The organism is Ruegeria sp. CH8 (assembly GCF_056536985.1).
The window spans coordinates 21,124-38,262 of sequence record NZ_JBQFQR010000032.1 but is presented as its reverse complement, the minus strand read 5'-3'; the positions used below and the strand labels follow the sequence as shown (position 1 = coordinate 38,262).

Annotated in this window: 10 protein-coding genes and 1 pseudogene; 8 read left to right on the top strand and 3 right to left on the bottom strand. The window is 60.5% G+C overall.

The genetic code is table 11. From position 1 onward, the window contains the following. Window positions 1–270 precede the first annotated feature (270 nt). Complete coding sequence (locus ACR0ER_RS22985; protein ID WP_480770882.1) at window positions 271–1,131, bottom strand: LysR substrate-binding domain-containing protein; 861 nt, start codon at window positions 1,129–1,131, stop codon at window positions 271–273. A 109-nt stretch (window positions 1,132–1,240) separates the two neighbouring features. On the opposite strand from ACR0ER_RS22985, the gene ACR0ER_RS22980 reads away from it, so the two are divergent. The 6 genes and pseudogenes from ACR0ER_RS22980 (at window position 1,241) to tcuA (ending at window position 12,043) form a co-directional block, all read left to right on the top strand. Further along, window positions 1,241–2,785: a trimethylamine methyltransferase family protein gene (locus ACR0ER_RS22980; protein ID WP_480770881.1), complete on the top strand. Its 1,545-nt coding sequence runs from the start codon at window positions 1,241–1,243 to the stop codon at window positions 2,783–2,785. Further along, on the top strand, window positions 2,782–4,071 hold the full coding sequence (locus tag ACR0ER_RS22975) for an aspartate aminotransferase family protein (protein ID WP_480770880.1): 1,290 nt from the start codon (window positions 2,782–2,784) through the stop codon (window positions 4,069–4,071). The genes ACR0ER_RS22980 and ACR0ER_RS22975 overlap by 4 nt, the downstream gene beginning before the upstream one ends. After that, window positions 4,068–6,479, top strand: a complete 2,412-nt coding sequence (locus tag ACR0ER_RS22970; protein WP_480770879.1) for a GcvT family protein — start codon at window positions 4,068–4,070, stop codon at window positions 6,477–6,479. Before ACR0ER_RS22975 ends, ACR0ER_RS22970 begins: the two co-directional genes overlap by 4 nt. Further along, window positions 6,476–8,887 (top strand): FAD-dependent oxidoreductase, encoded by a 2,412-nt coding sequence (locus ACR0ER_RS22965; protein ID WP_480770878.1) that lies wholly within the window; start codon window positions 6,476–6,478, stop codon window positions 8,885–8,887. The genes ACR0ER_RS22970 and ACR0ER_RS22965 overlap by 4 nt, the downstream gene beginning before the upstream one ends. Window positions 8,888–8,891: 4 nt before the next feature. Continuing rightward, a complete protein-coding gene (locus tag ACR0ER_RS22960; RefSeq protein ID WP_480770877.1) occupies window positions 8,892–10,571 on the top strand; it encodes a thiamine pyrophosphate-binding protein in 1,680 nt (559 codons plus the stop codon). A gap of 17 nt (window positions 10,572–10,588) precedes the next feature. Beyond that, window positions 10,589–12,043, top strand: a pseudogene (gene tcuA, locus ACR0ER_RS22955) (FAD-dependent tricarballylate dehydrogenase TcuA). A 130-nt stretch (window positions 12,044–12,173) separates the two neighbouring features. On the opposite strand, the gene ACR0ER_RS22950 reads toward tcuA, so the two are convergent. Further along, a complete protein-coding gene (locus ACR0ER_RS22950) occupies window positions 12,174–12,941 on the bottom strand; it encodes a helix-turn-helix domain-containing protein (RefSeq protein ID WP_480770876.1) in 768 nt (255 codons plus the stop codon). A 121-nt stretch (window positions 12,942–13,062) separates the two neighbouring features. Between ACR0ER_RS22950 and ACR0ER_RS22945 the strand changes: the two genes are divergently transcribed. Both ACR0ER_RS22945 and ACR0ER_RS22940 read left to right on the top strand, forming a co-directional pair. Next, window positions 13,063–14,664 (top strand): ABC transporter substrate-binding protein, encoded by a 1,602-nt coding sequence (locus tag ACR0ER_RS22945; RefSeq protein WP_480770875.1) that lies wholly within the window; start codon window positions 13,063–13,065, stop codon window positions 14,662–14,664. Window positions 14,665–14,736: 72 nt separating this feature from the next. Continuing rightward, window positions 14,737–16,212, top strand: a complete 1,476-nt coding sequence (locus tag ACR0ER_RS22940; protein ID WP_480770874.1) for a M81 family metallopeptidase — start codon at window positions 14,737–14,739, stop codon at window positions 16,210–16,212. Window positions 16,213–16,217: 5 nt separating this feature from the next. On the opposite strand, the gene ACR0ER_RS22935 is transcribed toward ACR0ER_RS22940, so the two are convergent. After that, on the bottom strand, window positions 16,218–17,126 hold the full coding sequence (locus ACR0ER_RS22935) for a LysR substrate-binding domain-containing protein (RefSeq protein WP_480770873.1): 909 nt from the start codon (window positions 17,124–17,126) through the stop codon (window positions 16,218–16,220). Between the last annotated feature and the right edge of the window lie 13 nt (window positions 17,127–17,139).

Sequence of the window (17,139 nt, the reverse complement as noted above, 5' to 3'; positions counted from 1 at the left end):
AAACTGCACCCTTGGGGAAATGAAAGCTTTTTAACGAGATCATGCTCAAATAACCTGTTCGAAAATTATTCGACCAGTAAAAACCTCAGATCACGCAGGCTCGTCAACTAGACCCCAGAGTTTGCGACACATCCCCCGGACTCTGCGCTTTCAAACAATTCTCTGAGTTGGCTGCTTAACTTGAAGATCCGCCGTAATCTCTTCGGCTAGAAAGAAACTTTGCAACACAACCGCTTGAAAAACCTTCGGGTTGAGGGCCGCGACATTGAGTTAGTTTGCAAGCCAGTCCACGACCTGTTGCACCTCTCGTCGGGCGGGATTGGTGCCTCGAACTTCAATGAAATAGCCATGCGTTGGCGGGATGTCCTCATCGAAAAGCCGAACGACTCTTCCCTCGGCGAGGTCCTGGTTAATCAGCGGCAGCCAGCCGATTACGATCCCCTGTCCTTCGGCTGCGCCGCGCAACAGGGCGTTTGCGTCCTGGAAGATCGCGCCGCGCAACCTGTCCGCCACAGGGACGTTCATGGCGGAAAACCAATCCAGCCATCCCCAACGGTTCCTTTGATGCAGCAGGGGCAAATCTAACAAGTCTTTTGGGTCCTCAATCGGCCCATGCGCGGCAACAAAGGCCCTTGATGCAATGGCAACCGGGCTGAGTTCCAGCAGTTTGATCGCGTTGCCCGGCGCGTCCGCCATCCGATTCCAACGGATCACGATGTGGATGTTTTCCTGAGCGGTTGTTGCGGGCTCGAAGGTTGGCAGAACCTCAAGCTCGATGTCCGGGTGAGAGTCCCAGAAATCACTGATCCTTGGCATCAACCATCGCGCCGTAAAAATCGGACCTGCCGCCAAACGAACCACCTTGCGGGGGCGGCGGTGAAGTGTGCGCACGGCTTCATCCAATATCCCAAAGGCCAGCCCGGCAGCATCCGCAAGCCTCTCTCCGTCTTCTGTCAGCATTACATCACGTCCGCTGCGAACAAAAAGCTTGGTGCCAAGCTGATCCTCCAGGCCGCGAATATGATGGCTGATTGCTGTCGGGGTAACCGACAACGCCTCAGAGGCGGCACGGAAACTGCCCAGACGGGCAGCTGTTTCAAAGGCGCGCAAGGCGGGAAGGGAAGGTTTCATACCAAGTCTATTGCGTAGTTTTACTCATCTATTGATGAGAATGATGCCTTTGTAAATGAAGTTTTGTTCTGGAAAGGTTGTTCTGACGAAAAGCAAATCTCATGTCCCGATGATCAAGCCCAATCGCCGCCGAGGTCGAAAAGACCGGCTGAAAGATACCACCCAAGACCAAAACGCTCTGCCTGTCTGGCCGGGTGTGATGGGTGGTCGTCTCAAGCCGCTTTCCGCGGAGGAGGTGGCGTTGGTCGAGGACTCAGCCTTTTTGCTGCTGGCAAAGCTTGGTTTGACTCAGGCCATTCCGTCGATGACTGACAAGGTGCTTTCGGCGGGCGGGTCGGCGACGGAAGACGGTCGTTTGCTGTTTCCCCCCGATCTGGTTCGGTGGGCCATTGACGGGGCGCACCGCGGTTTCACGCTCTGCGGACAACAGCCTGATCGAGATCTTAAGATCGAAGGGCCGCGTGTGCATATGTCGACCGGCGGAGCGGCGCCGGGCGTGTTCGACCTTGATACCCACGACTATCGCGACTCGACGTTGCAGGACCTCTATGATGCGGCCCGGATCGTGGATCAGATGGACAATATCCACCATTTCAGCCGGTCGGTTGTGGCGAGGGACATCGAAGACAATGCTCTGATGGACATCAATACGGCGTATGCCTGCCTGGCGGGCACGTCCAAGCATGTGTCGATTTCGATCACCGAGCCGCAAAACGTCGCCCGGATCGCCGAGCTTTGCTACTGTATCGCAGGCGGCGAGGCTGCGTTTCGTGACCGCCCTTTTCTAACGGTCATGGTTTGCCATGTGGTCCCGCCGATGCGCTTTGCTGAAGAAGCCTGCGAAGTGCTGGAATTGGCGATCAGGGCAGGTTTCCCCGTTCAGTTGATCAGTGCCGGTCAGGCCGGGGCGACCAGCCCGGCGACGATTGCCGGATCGTTGGTGCAGGCGGTGGCGGAAACTCTGGCCGGGCTGGTTTTTGCGCGTCTGGTCGATCCCGAGGTCAAGGCGATCTTTGCGCCCAAGCCGCTGGTTGCCGATCTGCGCACCGGCTCGATGAGCGGCGGCGGCGGCGAACAGGCCATTCTGATGGCGGGGGCCGCGCAGATGGGGCGGCATTGGGATTTGCCTACCAGCTCGATCGCCGGGATCACCGATGCCAAGCGGCTGGATGCTCAGTACGGGGCCGAGAAATCGCTGGCTGTGACCATGGCGGCTCATGCGGGTTCAAACATCGTCACCCAGGCAGCCGGCATGATGTCGAGCCTTCTGGGTGTGAGCCACGCCGCCTATGTCAGCGATAACGATCTGCTGGGCAACATTCTGCGCACGATTCGCGGGATCGAAGCGACGCCCGAAAACATCGCGGCGGATGTCATCGCGGATGTGTGTCGTGGGGAGGGCCATTATCTGGGCGAAATGCACACGTTTAGCCGGATGAAGTCGGATTATTTTTATCCCGAAATCGGCGACCGCCGGGCGCCGCGCGACTGGCAGGAACAAGGCGGCCAAAGGATCGGGGATGTGGCGCGCGAACGCGCGCGTGAAATCCTGAAAGACCACTTCCCTGCGCATATCCCTGATCACATCGATCACACGGTGCGGAGACATTTCGACATCTGCCTGACCCGGGCCCAAATCGGACGATCTGAATGAGCCATTCTGACCTCAGTGCGCGCGCCCGCGTAGTCCTTCCGGGTGGTGTCAGCCACGAACTGCGCTATCGCGATCCGCACCCCGTCTACATTGAGCGCGCGCAGGGGGCCGAGAAATGGGACATCGAGGGCCGGCGTTATATCGATTTCAAGATGGGCAGCGCCAGCCAGATGCTGGGGCATGGGCATCCTGCGATCGTCGAGGCGATCAGAAAGCAAGCCGGACAGGCAATTTTCAGCGCCGACTGCCACGAGGCTGAAATCCTCTGGGCCGAATGGATCAATCGGCTTTACCCCTGTGCCGGGCGAACGCGGTTTACCGCTTCGGGCAGCGAGGCGACCATGCTGGCCGTACGTCTGGGTCGAGCGCAGTCCGGCAAGGATCATGTGCTGCGAGTGGACGGGCATTATCACGGTTGGCACGACCATGTTCTCAAGGGCGCGAAGCCTGGAACCCTTCAAACCGAGTCGCTGGGGGTTCCGGAGGCGGTGAACGAGTTGATCCATGTCTGCGCGGCAGAGCCCAAAGCGATGGAACGCGCCCTGCAGGACGATCGCATCGGCACGGTCATCATCGAGGCTTCCGGGGCCAATTACGGCTCGGTGCCGCTGTTGACCGAGACGTTGTGGGCATTGCACGACGTGGCACGAGCGGCTGGCGTGGTGCTGATCTTTGATGAGGTCATCAGCGGGTTCCGCTGGTCGCCCGGCGGGCGGCAGGCCCGGGATGAAATCGTTCCCGACCTGACGACACTGGCCAAGATCGCCACTGGGGGTCTGCCGGGCGGCGCGGTCTGTGGTCGGGTCGAGATCATGGAATTGATGAACAACTCGACCGCCCATCAGGGCATTGCACCAGCGGTCAGCCACAAGGGCACGTTCAATGCCTCGCCTCTGGTGGCCGTCGCAGCCTGTGCCGCGATGCCGTTGCTGGCAAGCGGCGAGGCGCAGGCCCAAGCCGATGCAATGGCGGCCCGGATGCGCGATGGCATGAACGCCGCGTTGTCGGATCTGGGCGTTGCCGGGCTGGTCTATGGCGACAGCTCGGTTTTTCACGTGTTCTTCGGACGAGACACCATAGACGGTCTCAGCCCGGTTCAGATCCGCGGGATGCCTAAAGGAACGGTCAAAGCCTATCGCGACGGTATGTTGGCGCGTGGAGTGGACATCATGTCCTACACATCGGGTCTCACCTCGGCCGCGCATGATCCGGAGCTGGTTGACGAAGCGATAGCGGCGTTTCGCGCCACCCTGTCCGACATGATCCGTGACGGGGTCCTGCCATGACTCTGCCGTCCCATGCCCGCACAATTGTGATCGGCGGTGGAATCATCGGCTGCTCGGTCGCTTACCATCTGGCCCGTCAGGGGCGCAAAGATATCGTGGTGTTGGAGCGCTCGAAACTGACTTCGGGCACCACCTGGCACGCCGCCGGTCTGGTGCGCCGCCTGCGGCCTTCGGCGACGCTGACCAAGCTGATCAACTACTCGATCGACCTTTATGGGGAGTTGGAACACGAGACCGGCCAGGCCACTGGCTGGATTCAAACCGGGTCGCTGACACTGGCGACCAACCCGGATCGGCTGACCAATATCAAACGGCAGGTTTCATTGGGCCGCGCTTTCGGGCTTGAGGCCGAGATGGTCGATGCCAAACGCGCAAAAGAGCTGTGGCCGCTGATCGAAACGGATGACGTGATCGGCGCGGTCTGGTCCCCGGCGGATGGTCGCGTGAACCCCTCGGACGTGGCGTTGGCGCTGTCGAAAGGCGCCCGCGCCCGAGGTGTGCAGATTTTCGAGGATACCGCCGTCACCGGATTGCAGAAAACGGCAGGGCGCGTCTCGGGCGTTGAGGTGGGGGACCATGTGATTGCCGCCGATGAGGTCGTGATTGCCTGCGGCCTCTGGTCCCGCGAAGTGGCGGCGATGGCAGGTGCGCATATGCCGCTTTATGCTTGCGAGCATTTCTACATCTTGACCAAACCGCTGGCCGAGGTGCAGGCGCTTGGCAAAGGGGCCCATCTGCCGACGCTGAACGATCAGGACGCGTTCCTCTATGCCCGCGACGATGTCGAAGGATTGCTGGTGGGGTGTTTTGAACCGCACGCCAGGGGCCTGTCTCTGGACCGTTTGCCCAAGGATTTCAGCTTTGATCTGCTGGACGAGGATTGGGATCACTTCATGCCCATGATGGAAAACGCCCTGCGCCGGATTCCCGCGTTGGACCGGGCCGAGGTGCGGATGCTGCTCAACGGGCCCGAAAGCTTCACCCTCGACAGTCAGTTCATGTTGGGCGAAAGCCCCGAAGTGCCGGGTCTGTTTCTGATGGGCGGTATGAATTCGACCGGGATTGCGCTGGCCGGGGGAGCGGGCAGGGCGATGGCCGAATGGATCATCGCCGGCGCGCCGACCATGGAACTGAACGAGGCCGATATTCGCCGGTTCAGCCCCGAGATGAATGTGCTGGCCGCATTGGAGGCCCGCATCCCGGAAGTGCTGGGCCGCCATTACGACAACCCCTTTCCAGGCCGTGCGATGGACAGCGCGCGGGGGCAACGTCGCTCGCCCATTCACGCGGGACTGATGGCGGTGGGTGCACAGTTCGAGGCGCGCGGCGGCTGGGAACGGGCGGTGCATTTCGGCGGTGAAGCCGCACATCAGCCGCTGAGCTTTGGTGCCCCGCCCTGGCGTGATCAGGTTGCAGCGGAGGTCGAGGCCTGCCGCAGCGGCGCGGCCCTTCTGGATCAATCTGCGTTCGGCAAGATCATGGTGCAGGGGCCGGATGCCTGTGCGTTCCTCAACCACCTCTGCACGGCGCAGATGGACCTGCCCGAGGGGCGCATCGCCTACAGCCAAATCCTGAACTCACGAGGTGGTATCGAAAGTGATCTGACCGTGCAGCGTCACGGACCAGAGGCCTATTTGCTGATCACCGGCGCGGGCGAAGTTGTGCGAGACCTCAAGCATATGCGCGAGATCCGGGGCGATTTCCGTGCGGAGTTCACTGACGTGACCAGCGGTTATGCCATTCTGGGCCTGGCCGGGGCCAGGGCGCGCAGCGTGTTGCAGGCGACCACGAACACGCCGGTTCCTGACCTGAAACGCTTTCAGTTCGCGCCGGTCGAAATCGGCCTTGCACGCGGTTGGGCAGGGCGGCTGAGTTTCACCGGCGAAGAGGGGTATGAACTGTATATCCCCGCCGACATGGCCATGGCCGCGTATGAGGCGCTGCTGAACGCTGGGGCCAGCCATGTCGGTCTTTATGCCAGCAGCAGCCTGCGTATCGAGAGCGGGTTCCGCGCCTTCGGGCACGAGTTGACCCCCGGCACCACTCCGCATGAGGTCGGTCTGGACGCGTTCTGCGCCATGGGCACGGGGTTCGTGGGCGAAGACGCGCTGCAGGATCACATACCTGCGCGCCGGATCGTCTCGATGCTGTTTGATGATCCCGAAGCCATCCCGATCCATGACGAGCCGGTCTATTTCGCGGGGCAGGTCGTCGGGCAAGTCACTTCGGCCGCCTGGAGTTACCGGTTCGGGCGCTCTGTCGCGCTGGCGATGATCTCGGGCCCGCCAGGGTTCTTTAGCGAAAAATCCTCGACCGCGGATGGCACATGGGAGGTTGAGGTGGAAATCGCCTGCACCCGTTACACTGCCCGCGCCGCGTTGAAACCCGCCAAAGAGGCGTTCCAATGAGTGACACGACCCGCACCACACAGGTAGCCATCATCGGCGGCGGGATCATGGGTGTCGCCGCCCAGTTCCAGCTGGCCGAGAACGGCTGGTCCGACACGATCCTGTTCGAAAAGGCCGAGCTGACCAGCGGGTCGACATGGCACGCGGCGGGCCAGATTGCCCATGCGGTCGGCAGCCGGATCGCGGGCTGGATCAACAAGACCTCGATTGCGACCTACAAGCGTGTCGAGGCGGAAACCGGACAGAGCATCGGCTGGCACGAGGTCGGCGGGTTTCGGATCGCCACCACCGACGATGAGGTCGACTGGATGAAGTCGATCATGGGCGTCGGCAAGCTGCTGGACCTGCCGATGGAACTGGTCGGGCCGGACGAGGTGGCCAAGGGCAATCCGTTTTACAGGACCTCTGACATCAAGGCTGCTGTGCACACCTTTGAAGACGGCCACATAGACCCGTCGGGTGTCACCATGGCGCTGGCCGCGGCCGCTCGTGCGCGTGGGGCCAGGATTGAGCGGCACAACCGGGTTACCGGGGCGTCGCGCAAGGGCGACATGTGGCTTCTGCGCACGGAAAAGGGGGATGTGCTGGCCGAGCATGTGGTGATCGCCGCGGGTTCCTACGCCAATCAGGTGGGGGAATGGTTTGGGTTGAAAATCCCCTCGGTCTCATGCCTGCACCATTTTCTGGTCACGGATACGGTTCCCGAGTTTCTGGATCGCCCCGAACTGCCCATCATGCGTGACAATGCGTTTGGCGGCTATATCCGGCAAGAGCAGAAATCGGGCCTGATCGGGATATATGAGGGCCATGTCTGCTCCACGGTTTGGGAAATGCCGCAAGGCGCGCCCTGGGCCGCCGAGAATGAGCTGTTCGAGGCAGATTACGACTCGATTGGCGATTTCCTGATGGTGGCGTTCGACAAAATGCCCATTCTGGCCGATCTGGGGATCAAGCGTGTGGTGCGCGGGGCAATCACCCATACTCCGGATGGGGGTATGCTGGTGGGGCCGTCGGGTGCGCCGAATGTCTGGCTGTCCTGCGGGTCGTCCATCGGGCTGGCTTGGGGCGGCGGGGCCGGCAAGGTGCTGGCCGACTGGATGGTGCATGGCGAAACCCAGATCAACACCCGCGGTATGGATCCGCGCCGCTATGGCAAATTCAGCACCGATCATTTCATCGTCGAGCGCACCAAGGACGAATTCATGCGCCGCCATGATACGCCGTGCCCCGGCAAACAGTTCAAAAGCCTGCGCCCGCTGAACCGTCACCCGCTGTATGACCGGCTGGTCGCAAAGGGTGCGGTGTTCGGCGAAGTGGCAGGCTGGGAGCGCCCCCGCTATTTCGGTCAGATCGGCGAGGTCGAACAAATCGGCTGGGGGCATCAGAACTGGCACACACACGCCATGGCCGAGGCCAGGGCCACGCGCGCCGCCGCCGGTGTGATCGACCTCTGTGCGTTTGCGCAGTTCGAGATCACCGGCAGGGATGCTGAGGCCTTGCTCGACCGGCTGTCGGCCAACAGACTTCCGACCAAGGACGGGCGGATCAGTCTGAACCACCTGCTGACCCCAATGGGCAAGTTCGAGACCGAGATCACCATTTGGCGCATCGCCAGGGATCGGTATTTTACCGGCTCTGCCATCGCGCGGGCCAACGCTGATTTTAACTGGATCAGGTCCCATATCCGGCCCGGTGAAGACGTTCAGATGATCAACCGCTCAGCTGATTGGGGGATGCTAGCCCTGTCAGGTCCAGCCGCGCGCCGGATCATGGCCGAGATGACCGAAGCCGATCTCGGCAACGCCGCCTTTCCCTGGCTATCGGGTCAGGAGATCACCGTGGCGGGCACCGCCTGCTACGCGTTGCGCGTGTCCTTTACCGGTGAGCTTGGGTGGGAGTTGCATGTGCCATTGGACCGGATCGGCACGCTGTATGATGCGTTGTTCGACGCTGGCGCCAAGCACGGGCTGGTCGATCTCGGCTCTTACGCGTTCAATGGGATGCGGATGGAGAAGGCCTATCGGGCGAGCGCCGAACTGACCACGGATGTTGGCCCGTTTGACGTTGGGTTGGACCGCTTTGTGCGCGCCGAAGGGCGAGACTTTGTCGGCAAAAACGCTCTTCTGGCCTGCGATCCGGACTGGCGGCTGTTTTACGCGGAACTTCATGCCGATGACATGGATATTCAAGGCGGTGAGCCCGTGTTGCTGAACGGGACGCCCGTTGGTCTGACCACCTCGGGCGGGTACGGTTACACGGTCGGCAAGTCGCTGGGCTGGCTGTTCGTGCGGGCAGGTACGCCCCGCGATGGGTTGCGCGTGCAGATCCTGAATCGCGCAATTCCCGTGACCGTCCATGACGACGCAATTTTTGACCCACAGAACCTGGCGCAAAGATCCGAGGATTAGACCCATGACCCACATTACCGGCGGCGAGGCCGTCTATCGCGTGCTCAAGGCCAACGGGATCAACACTGTGTTCGGCCTGTTGGGCGGCTCAATGCTGGAGCTGTACGACGCCATGTATCGGGGCGGTGAGGTGGCCTATGTCGGAGCGCGGGACGAGCGCGCGGCGGGTCACATGGCGGATGCCTGGGCGCGGACAACCGGCAAACCCGGCGTTGTGCTGGGCGCGCAAGCCGGGCCCGGCGTGGTCAATATCGTCACTGCCGTGGCCGAGGCGAAATTGGCGTATTCCCCGATGGTGGTCATTGCCGGCGCAATCACGCGGGCCGATCAGCACAAGGACACGTTCCAGGAGGTCGACCAGGTGGCGCTGTTTGCTCCGATCTCCAAACGCTCGGTCATGGTCAGCGACCTGTCCCGACTGGTGCCGATGCTGGAGGATGCAATCCGGCTGGCGAATGCGGGCCGACGCGGGCCGGTGGTGTTGCATGTGCCGCGCGATCTGTTTGCCGCCAAGGTGCCGGTGATCGATCCGACCCCCGTGAACATCGCGCGCCCGGGGCCTGCCGCCCCGGAGGATGTCGCCGCGATGGCTGAACTGCTTTCCTCGGCAAAACGTCCGTTAATCTTCGCGGGCGGAGGCTTCAAATGGGGCAGGGGGCGCGTGGCTCTGACCGCCTTGGCCGAGACGTTGGAGGTGCCCATAGTGGCCTCGACCGGTCATGCTGATGTGATGCGTCACGGGCACCCGTGGTTTGCCGGGCAAGCCGGGCCGCGCGGCAATCACGTGGCCAGTCGCCTGACCAAAGAGGCCGATGTGATGGTCGTGTTGGGCGCGCGGCTCGGGTTCAACTCGACCTTTCTCAGCAATGAATATGTCGGTTCCGAGACGCGGATTGCGCATGTGGATGTCGAGGGTTCTGCAGTAGGGCGTTATTTCCCGGCAGAAATTGCAGCCCAAGGCGATGCGCGCCTGACCGCCGAGGCGCTGACAGACGCCGCGTCCAAACCAGATTGCGGGTCTTGGCGCGATGCATTTCGTTCCGACATGGACACCCTCCGGGCTGAGCGTGCCAGAGAAGCCGCGATCGAGACCCTGCCCATGCATCCCCGCCGCGCCTTGGGCGAGTTGCGCGATGCGCTGCCTGAAAACGCAATCGTCACGCTGGACACCGGCAATACCTGCCTGCAAGCCGCCGATCGGCTGGCGCATTACGAGCCCCTGTCGCTGATCACGCCGTTGGACTTCGGATTGGTCGGGTTCGGTCTGCCGGCGGCCATCGGCGCCAAGGCCGCAGCCCCCGACCGCCCGGTCGTCGCAGTGATGGGGGATGGCGCGGTGGGGTATACGATGATTGAAATCCAGACTGCCATTTCGCATGATCTGCCCATCGTGATCGTCGTTCTGGATAACGAGGCCTGGGGCGCCGAGAAAGCCTATCAGCAGGAGTTCTTCGGCGGACGCCTTTTGGGGGCCGAAATCAAATCTCCCCGCTTTGACAGATTTGCGGAACTTTGTGGCGGTAAGGGTGTTTGGGTCGACGGCCCGGGCGGGTTGGGACCAGCTGTGCGCAAGGCAATATCCTGTAAGGAAACGACGGTTATCCAAGCCAATATCGACCCCGGCGCGCTGATGACGTTGCGCAAAGACCTTTTCAAGGCACCGCAGGAAGGGGCAAAAGCATGACCACCTGAGACACTATCGTGATCGGTGCCGGAAACGCCGCGTTTTGCGCCGCCCATGCCGCGCGTGAAAAGGATGCAAGCGTCCTGATGCTGGAATGCGGGCCCAACGAGGAAAACGGTGGCAATTCCCGCTATACCGCGGGTGCCATCCGCTTTGCGTATGACGGGGTCGACGACATTCGCGCGCTTTGCCCCGACCTTTCGGGGGACCAGATCGTGATCACCGATTTCGGCACCTATACCGAGGAACAATTCTTTGACGACATGTTTCGCGTCACTCGATTCCGCACCGATCCGGCCCTGTGTGAACGCATTGTGCGGTCTTCACGAGAGACTATGCTCTGGATGCGTTCCAAGGGTATTCGGTTCATGCCGATCTATGGCCGCCAGGCTTTCAAGGTCGATGGGCGCTTCAAATTCTGGGGCGGTCTGACTTTGGAAAGCTGGGGCGGTGGTCCGGGGCTGGTGGACGCCCATACGGAAATCGCCAAAGCATCGGGCATCGAAGCCCGCTATGACACCCGCGCCGTCAAACTGCTGAAGGACGGCCATGCGGTGACGGGTGTGAAGGTGCGCCATAAGGGCCAGTTGGAGAATACCAGCGCAAAGTCGGTTGTTGTTGCCGCAGGAGGGTTTCAGGCCAGCCCCGAGATGCGCACCCGCTACCTCGGCCCCGCCTGGGAGATGGCGCGCGTACGCGGTTCGCGATTCAACACCGGTGAGGGCCTAAAGATGGCGATGGAGATTGGGGCCTCGACCTATGGCAACTGGTCCGGGTGCCACTCACTTGGCTGGGATTATAACGCACCCGAATTTGGTGATCTGGATGTTGGCGACGGGTTCCAAAAACACTCTTATCCATGGGGTATAATGGTCAACGCGACCGGGCGGCGCTTCGTGGACGAGGGTGCGGATTTTCGCAACTATACCTACGCCAAATATGGCCGCGTGATCCTGGACCAGCCCAATCAGTTTGCCTGGCAGATCTTCGATTCCAAAATAACGCATCTGTTGCGCGACGAATACCGGATCAAGCGGGTCACCAAAGTGACCGCGCCGACGCTGGAGGCGCTTGCCGAAAAGCTTTAAGGGGTTGATTCCCGGACGTTTTTGCACGAGATCAAAGCCTACAACGCCGCCGTGGACACACACACGGTTTTCGACCCGAACGTCAAGGATGGGCGCGGAACCAAGGGCCTGGACATTCCCAAATCCAACTGGGCCAACACCATCGAACAAGGCCCGTTTGAAGCTTATCAGGTCGGCTGCGGCATCACTTTCACGTTCGGCGGTCTGCGCATTGATCCTGAGACGACTCAGGTGCTGGACAACGGCCTTGCTCCGATTTCCGGGCTTTTTGCAGCAGGTGAACTGGTTGGGGGCGTCTTCTTCTTTAACTATCCCGGAGGAACCGGATTGATAAACGGGTCTGTTTTCGGACGGTTGGCGGGTTCCAGCGCGGGTGACGTGTGAGGCTTGCGCATCTTCGCTTGGATCTTGTCAGACGTGGTCGAAACGTCGTCTAACAGACCAGTGATCCTGTTCGATCAGCCCGTACACAGCGCATGGTCGTCAATTAACCCCAAAGCCTGCGCCACACCCGTCATTCGGACGCGCGCAGAAGGTGTTGCCGGACTTTCATTTCTACCCTGGTGCTTTGCAGATCGACGATATCGCTTTTTGAGAACAGCTCTCGGACAGAGCGGTAATTCTCTGCACGTTTCCAGACAACGGGCGAAGAAGTCGGTGCCCGCCCGGATAACGACGCGAGATAAGACATGGTGCCGAACAACAGCTTGGACTTGTCGCGATGTGGTTTGTTCAGAATGTAAAGGCTGAGGGGCGCGTCCGGGCCGCGCTCGGAATCGACGACAAACACCTGCCCTGCGCGGAATGCGGCTTTGCCGTCACATCTTGTCCAGCGGCGCGTCGATGACTTTCCTTCGCTCAGCGCTTCGACGACCCGGCTGTAGACCGTCCCATTGCGCTCATCCAGAAAGGCCACGTTGATGATGACTTTGCTGGGATCGTCCGGGGCGCGGAAAAACACCTGATAAGACCCCAGAAAAGCCCGCAGCCGTTGCAGATCCCCCGGAAATACATCAATCAGGGGGTCGCGCCGCCGGTCTGCCTCGGTTTTCGCCAACTGAGTGGTGTGGCGACGCAGCTCTGCGGGATCGCCCAGCAAGATATGCTCGCCCACATCGAAGAACCGGCTGATACGACGCAAGTTGTTGGGCGAGGGCATGCTGCGACCGTTGAGGTATTTGGCGAATTGCTGATGGTTGATGCCAATTTCCCTGCAAACGGCGGCCACCGACGGGTAGTCGGCACAAAGGTGACGCAGGTTTGCAGCTAAATCCTGATGCATAAGCGGTTGAGCCCTAAGTCGCGTAAACTCACTAAAAAAAGCATAATGTGGCGTTATTGTTAAGCCTAAACTGGTGCGTGATCTTGCGGGCAACAGAAGGACACCCAGGGGAGGTCAATCAATGGATAAGTTTCAATACGTGCGGCAGATGGAACAGCGTCTGCAATTGCGTCAGGTGAATCGCCGTCAATTCATGCGTGGTGTCCTGGCCACCGGCATGACCGTCAGTGCAGCGACGCTTTTGGCGGATCGCGCGATCGCGGCGACGCCCCAAAAGGGCGGAAGCATGATTGCCGGGATCGGTCACGGCGGGACGACCGAGCAGCTCAATCCGGGGCAGATCTCAGCGGGTTTCCTGATCCCGTTGAGCCTGGGCATGAACGGTTTCCTGACCGCGATTGACGCGGACAGCAACGTGCAGCCATCGCTTGCGAAGTCTTGGGAGGCATCGCCGGACGCGTCGGTCTGGACCTTCGAACTGCGCGACAGGGTCGAGTTCCACAATGGCCGCACGGTGACGGCCGAGGACGTGATTGCCTCGATCAATTTTCACCGTGGTGAAGGTTCAACCTCGACCGGGGCGCCTCTGCTGGCCGGTGTAAAGGACCTGCGTGCAGACGGGCCACAGACCATCGTTTTTGAACTTGAAGGCGGCAATGCGGATTTCCCGGCCATCCTCAGCGACTACCGTTTTGCCATCCTTCCGGCCGAAGGTGACAGTATTGACTGGCAATCCGGCATTGGCTGCGGAGCCTATCAACTAAAGGATTTCCAGCCGGGGATCTCGGCAGATCTGGCCCGTCACGTGAACCACTGGAACCCTGATGTCGCGCATGTGGACGAATGGAAACTTCTGGTGCTGCTGGATACAACCGCACGTATGGCGGCGCTCTCGGCGGGGTCGGTCGACATTGCGGACAAGGTTGACCCCAAGACGGCCAAATTTGTCTCGCGTGATCCAAACGTTACGCTGCATTCGGTTGCCGGTACGCAGCATTATTCCTTCCCGATGCTGACCAATGCCGCGCCGTTTGACGACAACAATATCCGTCAGGCGATCAAATGGGGCATCGACCGGCAGGAACTGGTCGACAAGATTCTGTTGGGTTATGGCGAGGTCGGCAATGACCATCCGATCGGGTCTGGTCAGAAGTATTTCAATGCCGAGCTGGAGCAAAAGGCTTTCGACCCAGACAAGGCCAGGTATTTCCTGAAACAGGCTGGATTGGACTCGCTGGATGTCGAACTCTCGTCTTCGGATGCCGCTTTCCCCGGCGCGGTGGACGCGGCGACGCTGATTTCGAACTCGGCGGCGAAATGCGGGATCAACGTTTCCGTCAAACGTGAGCCCAATGATGGCTATTGGTCCGAGGTCTGGACTAAAAAGCCATGGTGCGCCAGCTATTGGGCCGGGCGACCGGTCGAGGATCTGATGTTCTCATTGGCGTTCCAATCCGGTGTGGCGTGGAACGAATCTCTTTGGTCGCATGAGAAATTCGACAAGATTCTGGTTGAGGCTCGGGCTGAGCTGGACACCGACAAGCGCCGCGAGATGTATGGTGAGATGCAGGATATCGTGGCCAATCAGGGCGGTGTCGCGATCCCGATGTTTGCCTCATACGTCTTTGCCACGCGCCCAAGTGTCGGCACGCCCGAGAAATTCGGATCAAATCTGGATTTGGATGGAAGCAGCTTTATGGAGCGTTGGTGGAAAGCCGAATAGCGCGATAACATCGCCAGGGATCAGAGGATGGCTCTTGCAGTCGTCCTCTGACGTGTTGGGGACAGGAAATTCATGAAACTTTTCATTGCCACTTTGTCGACCGAGACAAACACGTTTTGCACCATGCCGACCGCGATGTCAGGTTTTGAGGATTATTTCCTGCGCCATGGTACGGCGACCCAAGAGCCGCCAAACCTAATGACCGAGGCACTGCATGTGTGGCGTGATAAGGCCGAAGCTCTGGGCTGGCAGGTCATCGAAAGCCTGACCGCTGTAGCGGAGCCCGCCGGGCCGACCACGCGCAGTTGTTATGACGCGCTGAGCGGTGAGATTCTGTCTGATCTGGCAGAATGTGGCGGTGCAGATATTATCCTGCTGCAACTTCACGGCGCGATGGTGGCCGAACATATCGAGGATTGCGAGGGCGACATTCTTGCCCGCGCTCGAGTTCTTTGCCCGGAGGCAACGATTGGCGTTTCACTGGACCTGCATTCGCACCTGACGGACAAGATGCTGCAAGCCAGCGATCTGATTGTGCATTTCCGCGAATACCCGCACGACGATGCTACGGCATGTGCGGTCGAGTTGTTCGATCTGGCCCAGCGGGCACATGCGGGCGAGATCACGCCTAAGATGGCGTATTTTGATACCCGTATGGTGAACCTCTATCTGACCAAAGCCGGGGCGATGAAAGATTTTGTGGCCGAGATGGCCGCGGCTCAGCTCGGACCCGGCGTGCTGTCGGTTTCACTGAGTCACGGATTTCCTTGGGCAGATGTCGAAGATGTTGGCGCGCGGATGCTGGTTATTACAGATGACCAACCACATCTGGCCGCGCAACTCGCCGAGGAGTTGGGCCGGCGCTTCTTTGATCAGCGCTACGAGGTGACCACGCGGTATCTGCCAATCTCCGAGGCGCTTGAACAGGTTGGCACGCGTTCCGGGCTGTGTGTCCTGGCGGATATGGGTGACAATTCCGGCGGCGGTGCGCCGGGCGATGCTACCCACTTGCTGAATGCCATGATGGCGCACGGAATGACGAATTTTGCCAGCGGTCTGTTCTGGGATCCCGGAGTGGTGCGTATTTGTCAGGACGCGGGCATCGGCAGCAGGCTGACGCTTCGGCTTGGTGGAAAAACGGCTGTGGTTTCGGGCGACCCGATCGACCTGGCCGCACAGGTTATGAACATTCAGACGGGCCTGGGTCAGCATCTTGGCACCGGTCTTGAACCCATGGGCACCGTGGTCTGGTTGCGCCTGGAGGGCGATATCGACCTGCTGGTCAACGACCTGCGCGTTCAGGTCTACCACCCTGAAGCCTTTGAGCAGATCGGTATCCGGCTGGCCGAGAAATCGGTGGTGGCGGTGAAGTCCCTGTTCCACTTCTACGGCCCGTTCAGCCAAATCTCGGATCACATCCTGCAGGTTGCCAGCCCCGGCGGCACCCAGCCGGCGTTCCACAACCTAGCACTGACCAAACGCAAACTGCCGTTCTGGCCTGCGGTGGCGCAGCCCTTTGCGGATGAATGCCTTGCGGATGCCGGATAGCGGCTTCAGTCGACGGCCCGGGCGGACAGAATCCAATCGCGGACAATCTCGGCCTCTGGCGTCAGGGGGCGGGACTTGGACCATACCAGATAAAACCCCTTTCCGGTTCTCCACGTCCATTCCGGCCGCGCCGCCAGGATACCTTGCTGAACCAATGGGCCGACAATGTGGTGCCAGCCGAAGGCAAACCCTTCGCCCGCCATTGTCGCCTGCAGAACCAGGGCATAATCGTTCAGGCGCAGACCACTACGGGGCGTGACCTCGGTGATGCCAAACTCGCGGAACCATTGATCCCACGAGGGGCGTTCGCGGATGGGTTCTTCCAGATGAATGAGACGTTGGTTCAGCAGGCCCGGCACACTGCGGAGGGTCACTGCCGCAGCCATGACGCGGGGCGAGGCGACGGGATAGATCACCTCGTCCGATATCAGTCGCGCCTCGCAGTCTGGCCAGTTGCCATCGCCTAGCCGCACTGCAAGGCTGATTGTTTCAACGGTCAGGTCCGGTTCCCGGTCACTGGACTGCAGGCGCAGGTCGATATCAGGGTGGTTATGCTGAAAAGACGCGATACGGGGCACAAGCCAGTAGTTGTTGAACGCCGAAGAGGCGCTGAGCGTGACGTGATCATTGCTGGCAAACTGCCGGATCGAGGTGGCGGAATGTGACAGCATCTCGAAGGCGCGGGTGACGTCGGCAAACAGACGAGTTCCCGCATTTGTCAAAGTGATCCGGCGATGGCTGCGCCGAAACAGCACAACACCAAGCGATGTTTCAAGCTGCTTAATTGAAGCACTGACCGCCGGTTGCTGCACGTTGAGCTCTTGCGCCGCTTGCGTGAAAGATTGCAGACGGGCGGCGGCCTCGAAGACGACCAGATGGCGGGGAGACCCCAGTTGTTTCCAGAGTTCTTGCATAATTTGTGTTTAT

Bases quoted from the DNA above. Each gene is read 5' to 3' on its own strand.
- ACR0ER_RS22985 (WP_480770882.1), bottom strand. From the start codon at position 1,131: ATGAAACCTTCCCTTCCCGCCTTGCGCGCCTTTGAAACAGCTGCCCGT.
- ACR0ER_RS22980 (WP_480770881.1), top strand. From the start codon at position 1,241: ATGATCAAGCCCAATCGCCGCCGAGGTCGAAAAGACCGGCTGAAAGAT.
- ACR0ER_RS22975 (WP_480770880.1), top strand. From the start codon at position 2,782: ATGAGCCATTCTGACCTCAGTGCGCGCGCCCGCGTAGTCCTTCCGGGT.
- ACR0ER_RS22970 (WP_480770879.1), top strand. From the start codon at position 4,068: ATGACTCTGCCGTCCCATGCCCGCACAATTGTGATCGGCGGTGGAATC.
- ACR0ER_RS22965 (WP_480770878.1), top strand. From the start codon at position 6,476: ATGAGTGACACGACCCGCACCACACAGGTAGCCATCATCGGCGGCGGG.
- ACR0ER_RS22960 (WP_480770877.1), top strand. From the start codon at position 8,892: ATGACCCACATTACCGGCGGCGAGGCCGTCTATCGCGTGCTCAAGGCC.
- ACR0ER_RS22950 (WP_480770876.1), bottom strand. From the start codon at position 12,941: ATGCATCAGGATTTAGCTGCAAACCTGCGTCACCTTTGTGCCGACTAC.
- ACR0ER_RS22945 (WP_480770875.1), top strand. From the start codon at position 13,063: ATGGATAAGTTTCAATACGTGCGGCAGATGGAACAGCGTCTGCAATTG.
- ACR0ER_RS22940 (WP_480770874.1), top strand. From the start codon at position 14,737: ATGAAACTTTTCATTGCCACTTTGTCGACCGAGACAAACACGTTTTGC.
- ACR0ER_RS22935 (WP_480770873.1), bottom strand. From the start codon at position 17,126: ATGCAAGAACTCTGGAAACAACTGGGGTCTCCCCGCCATCTGGTCGTC.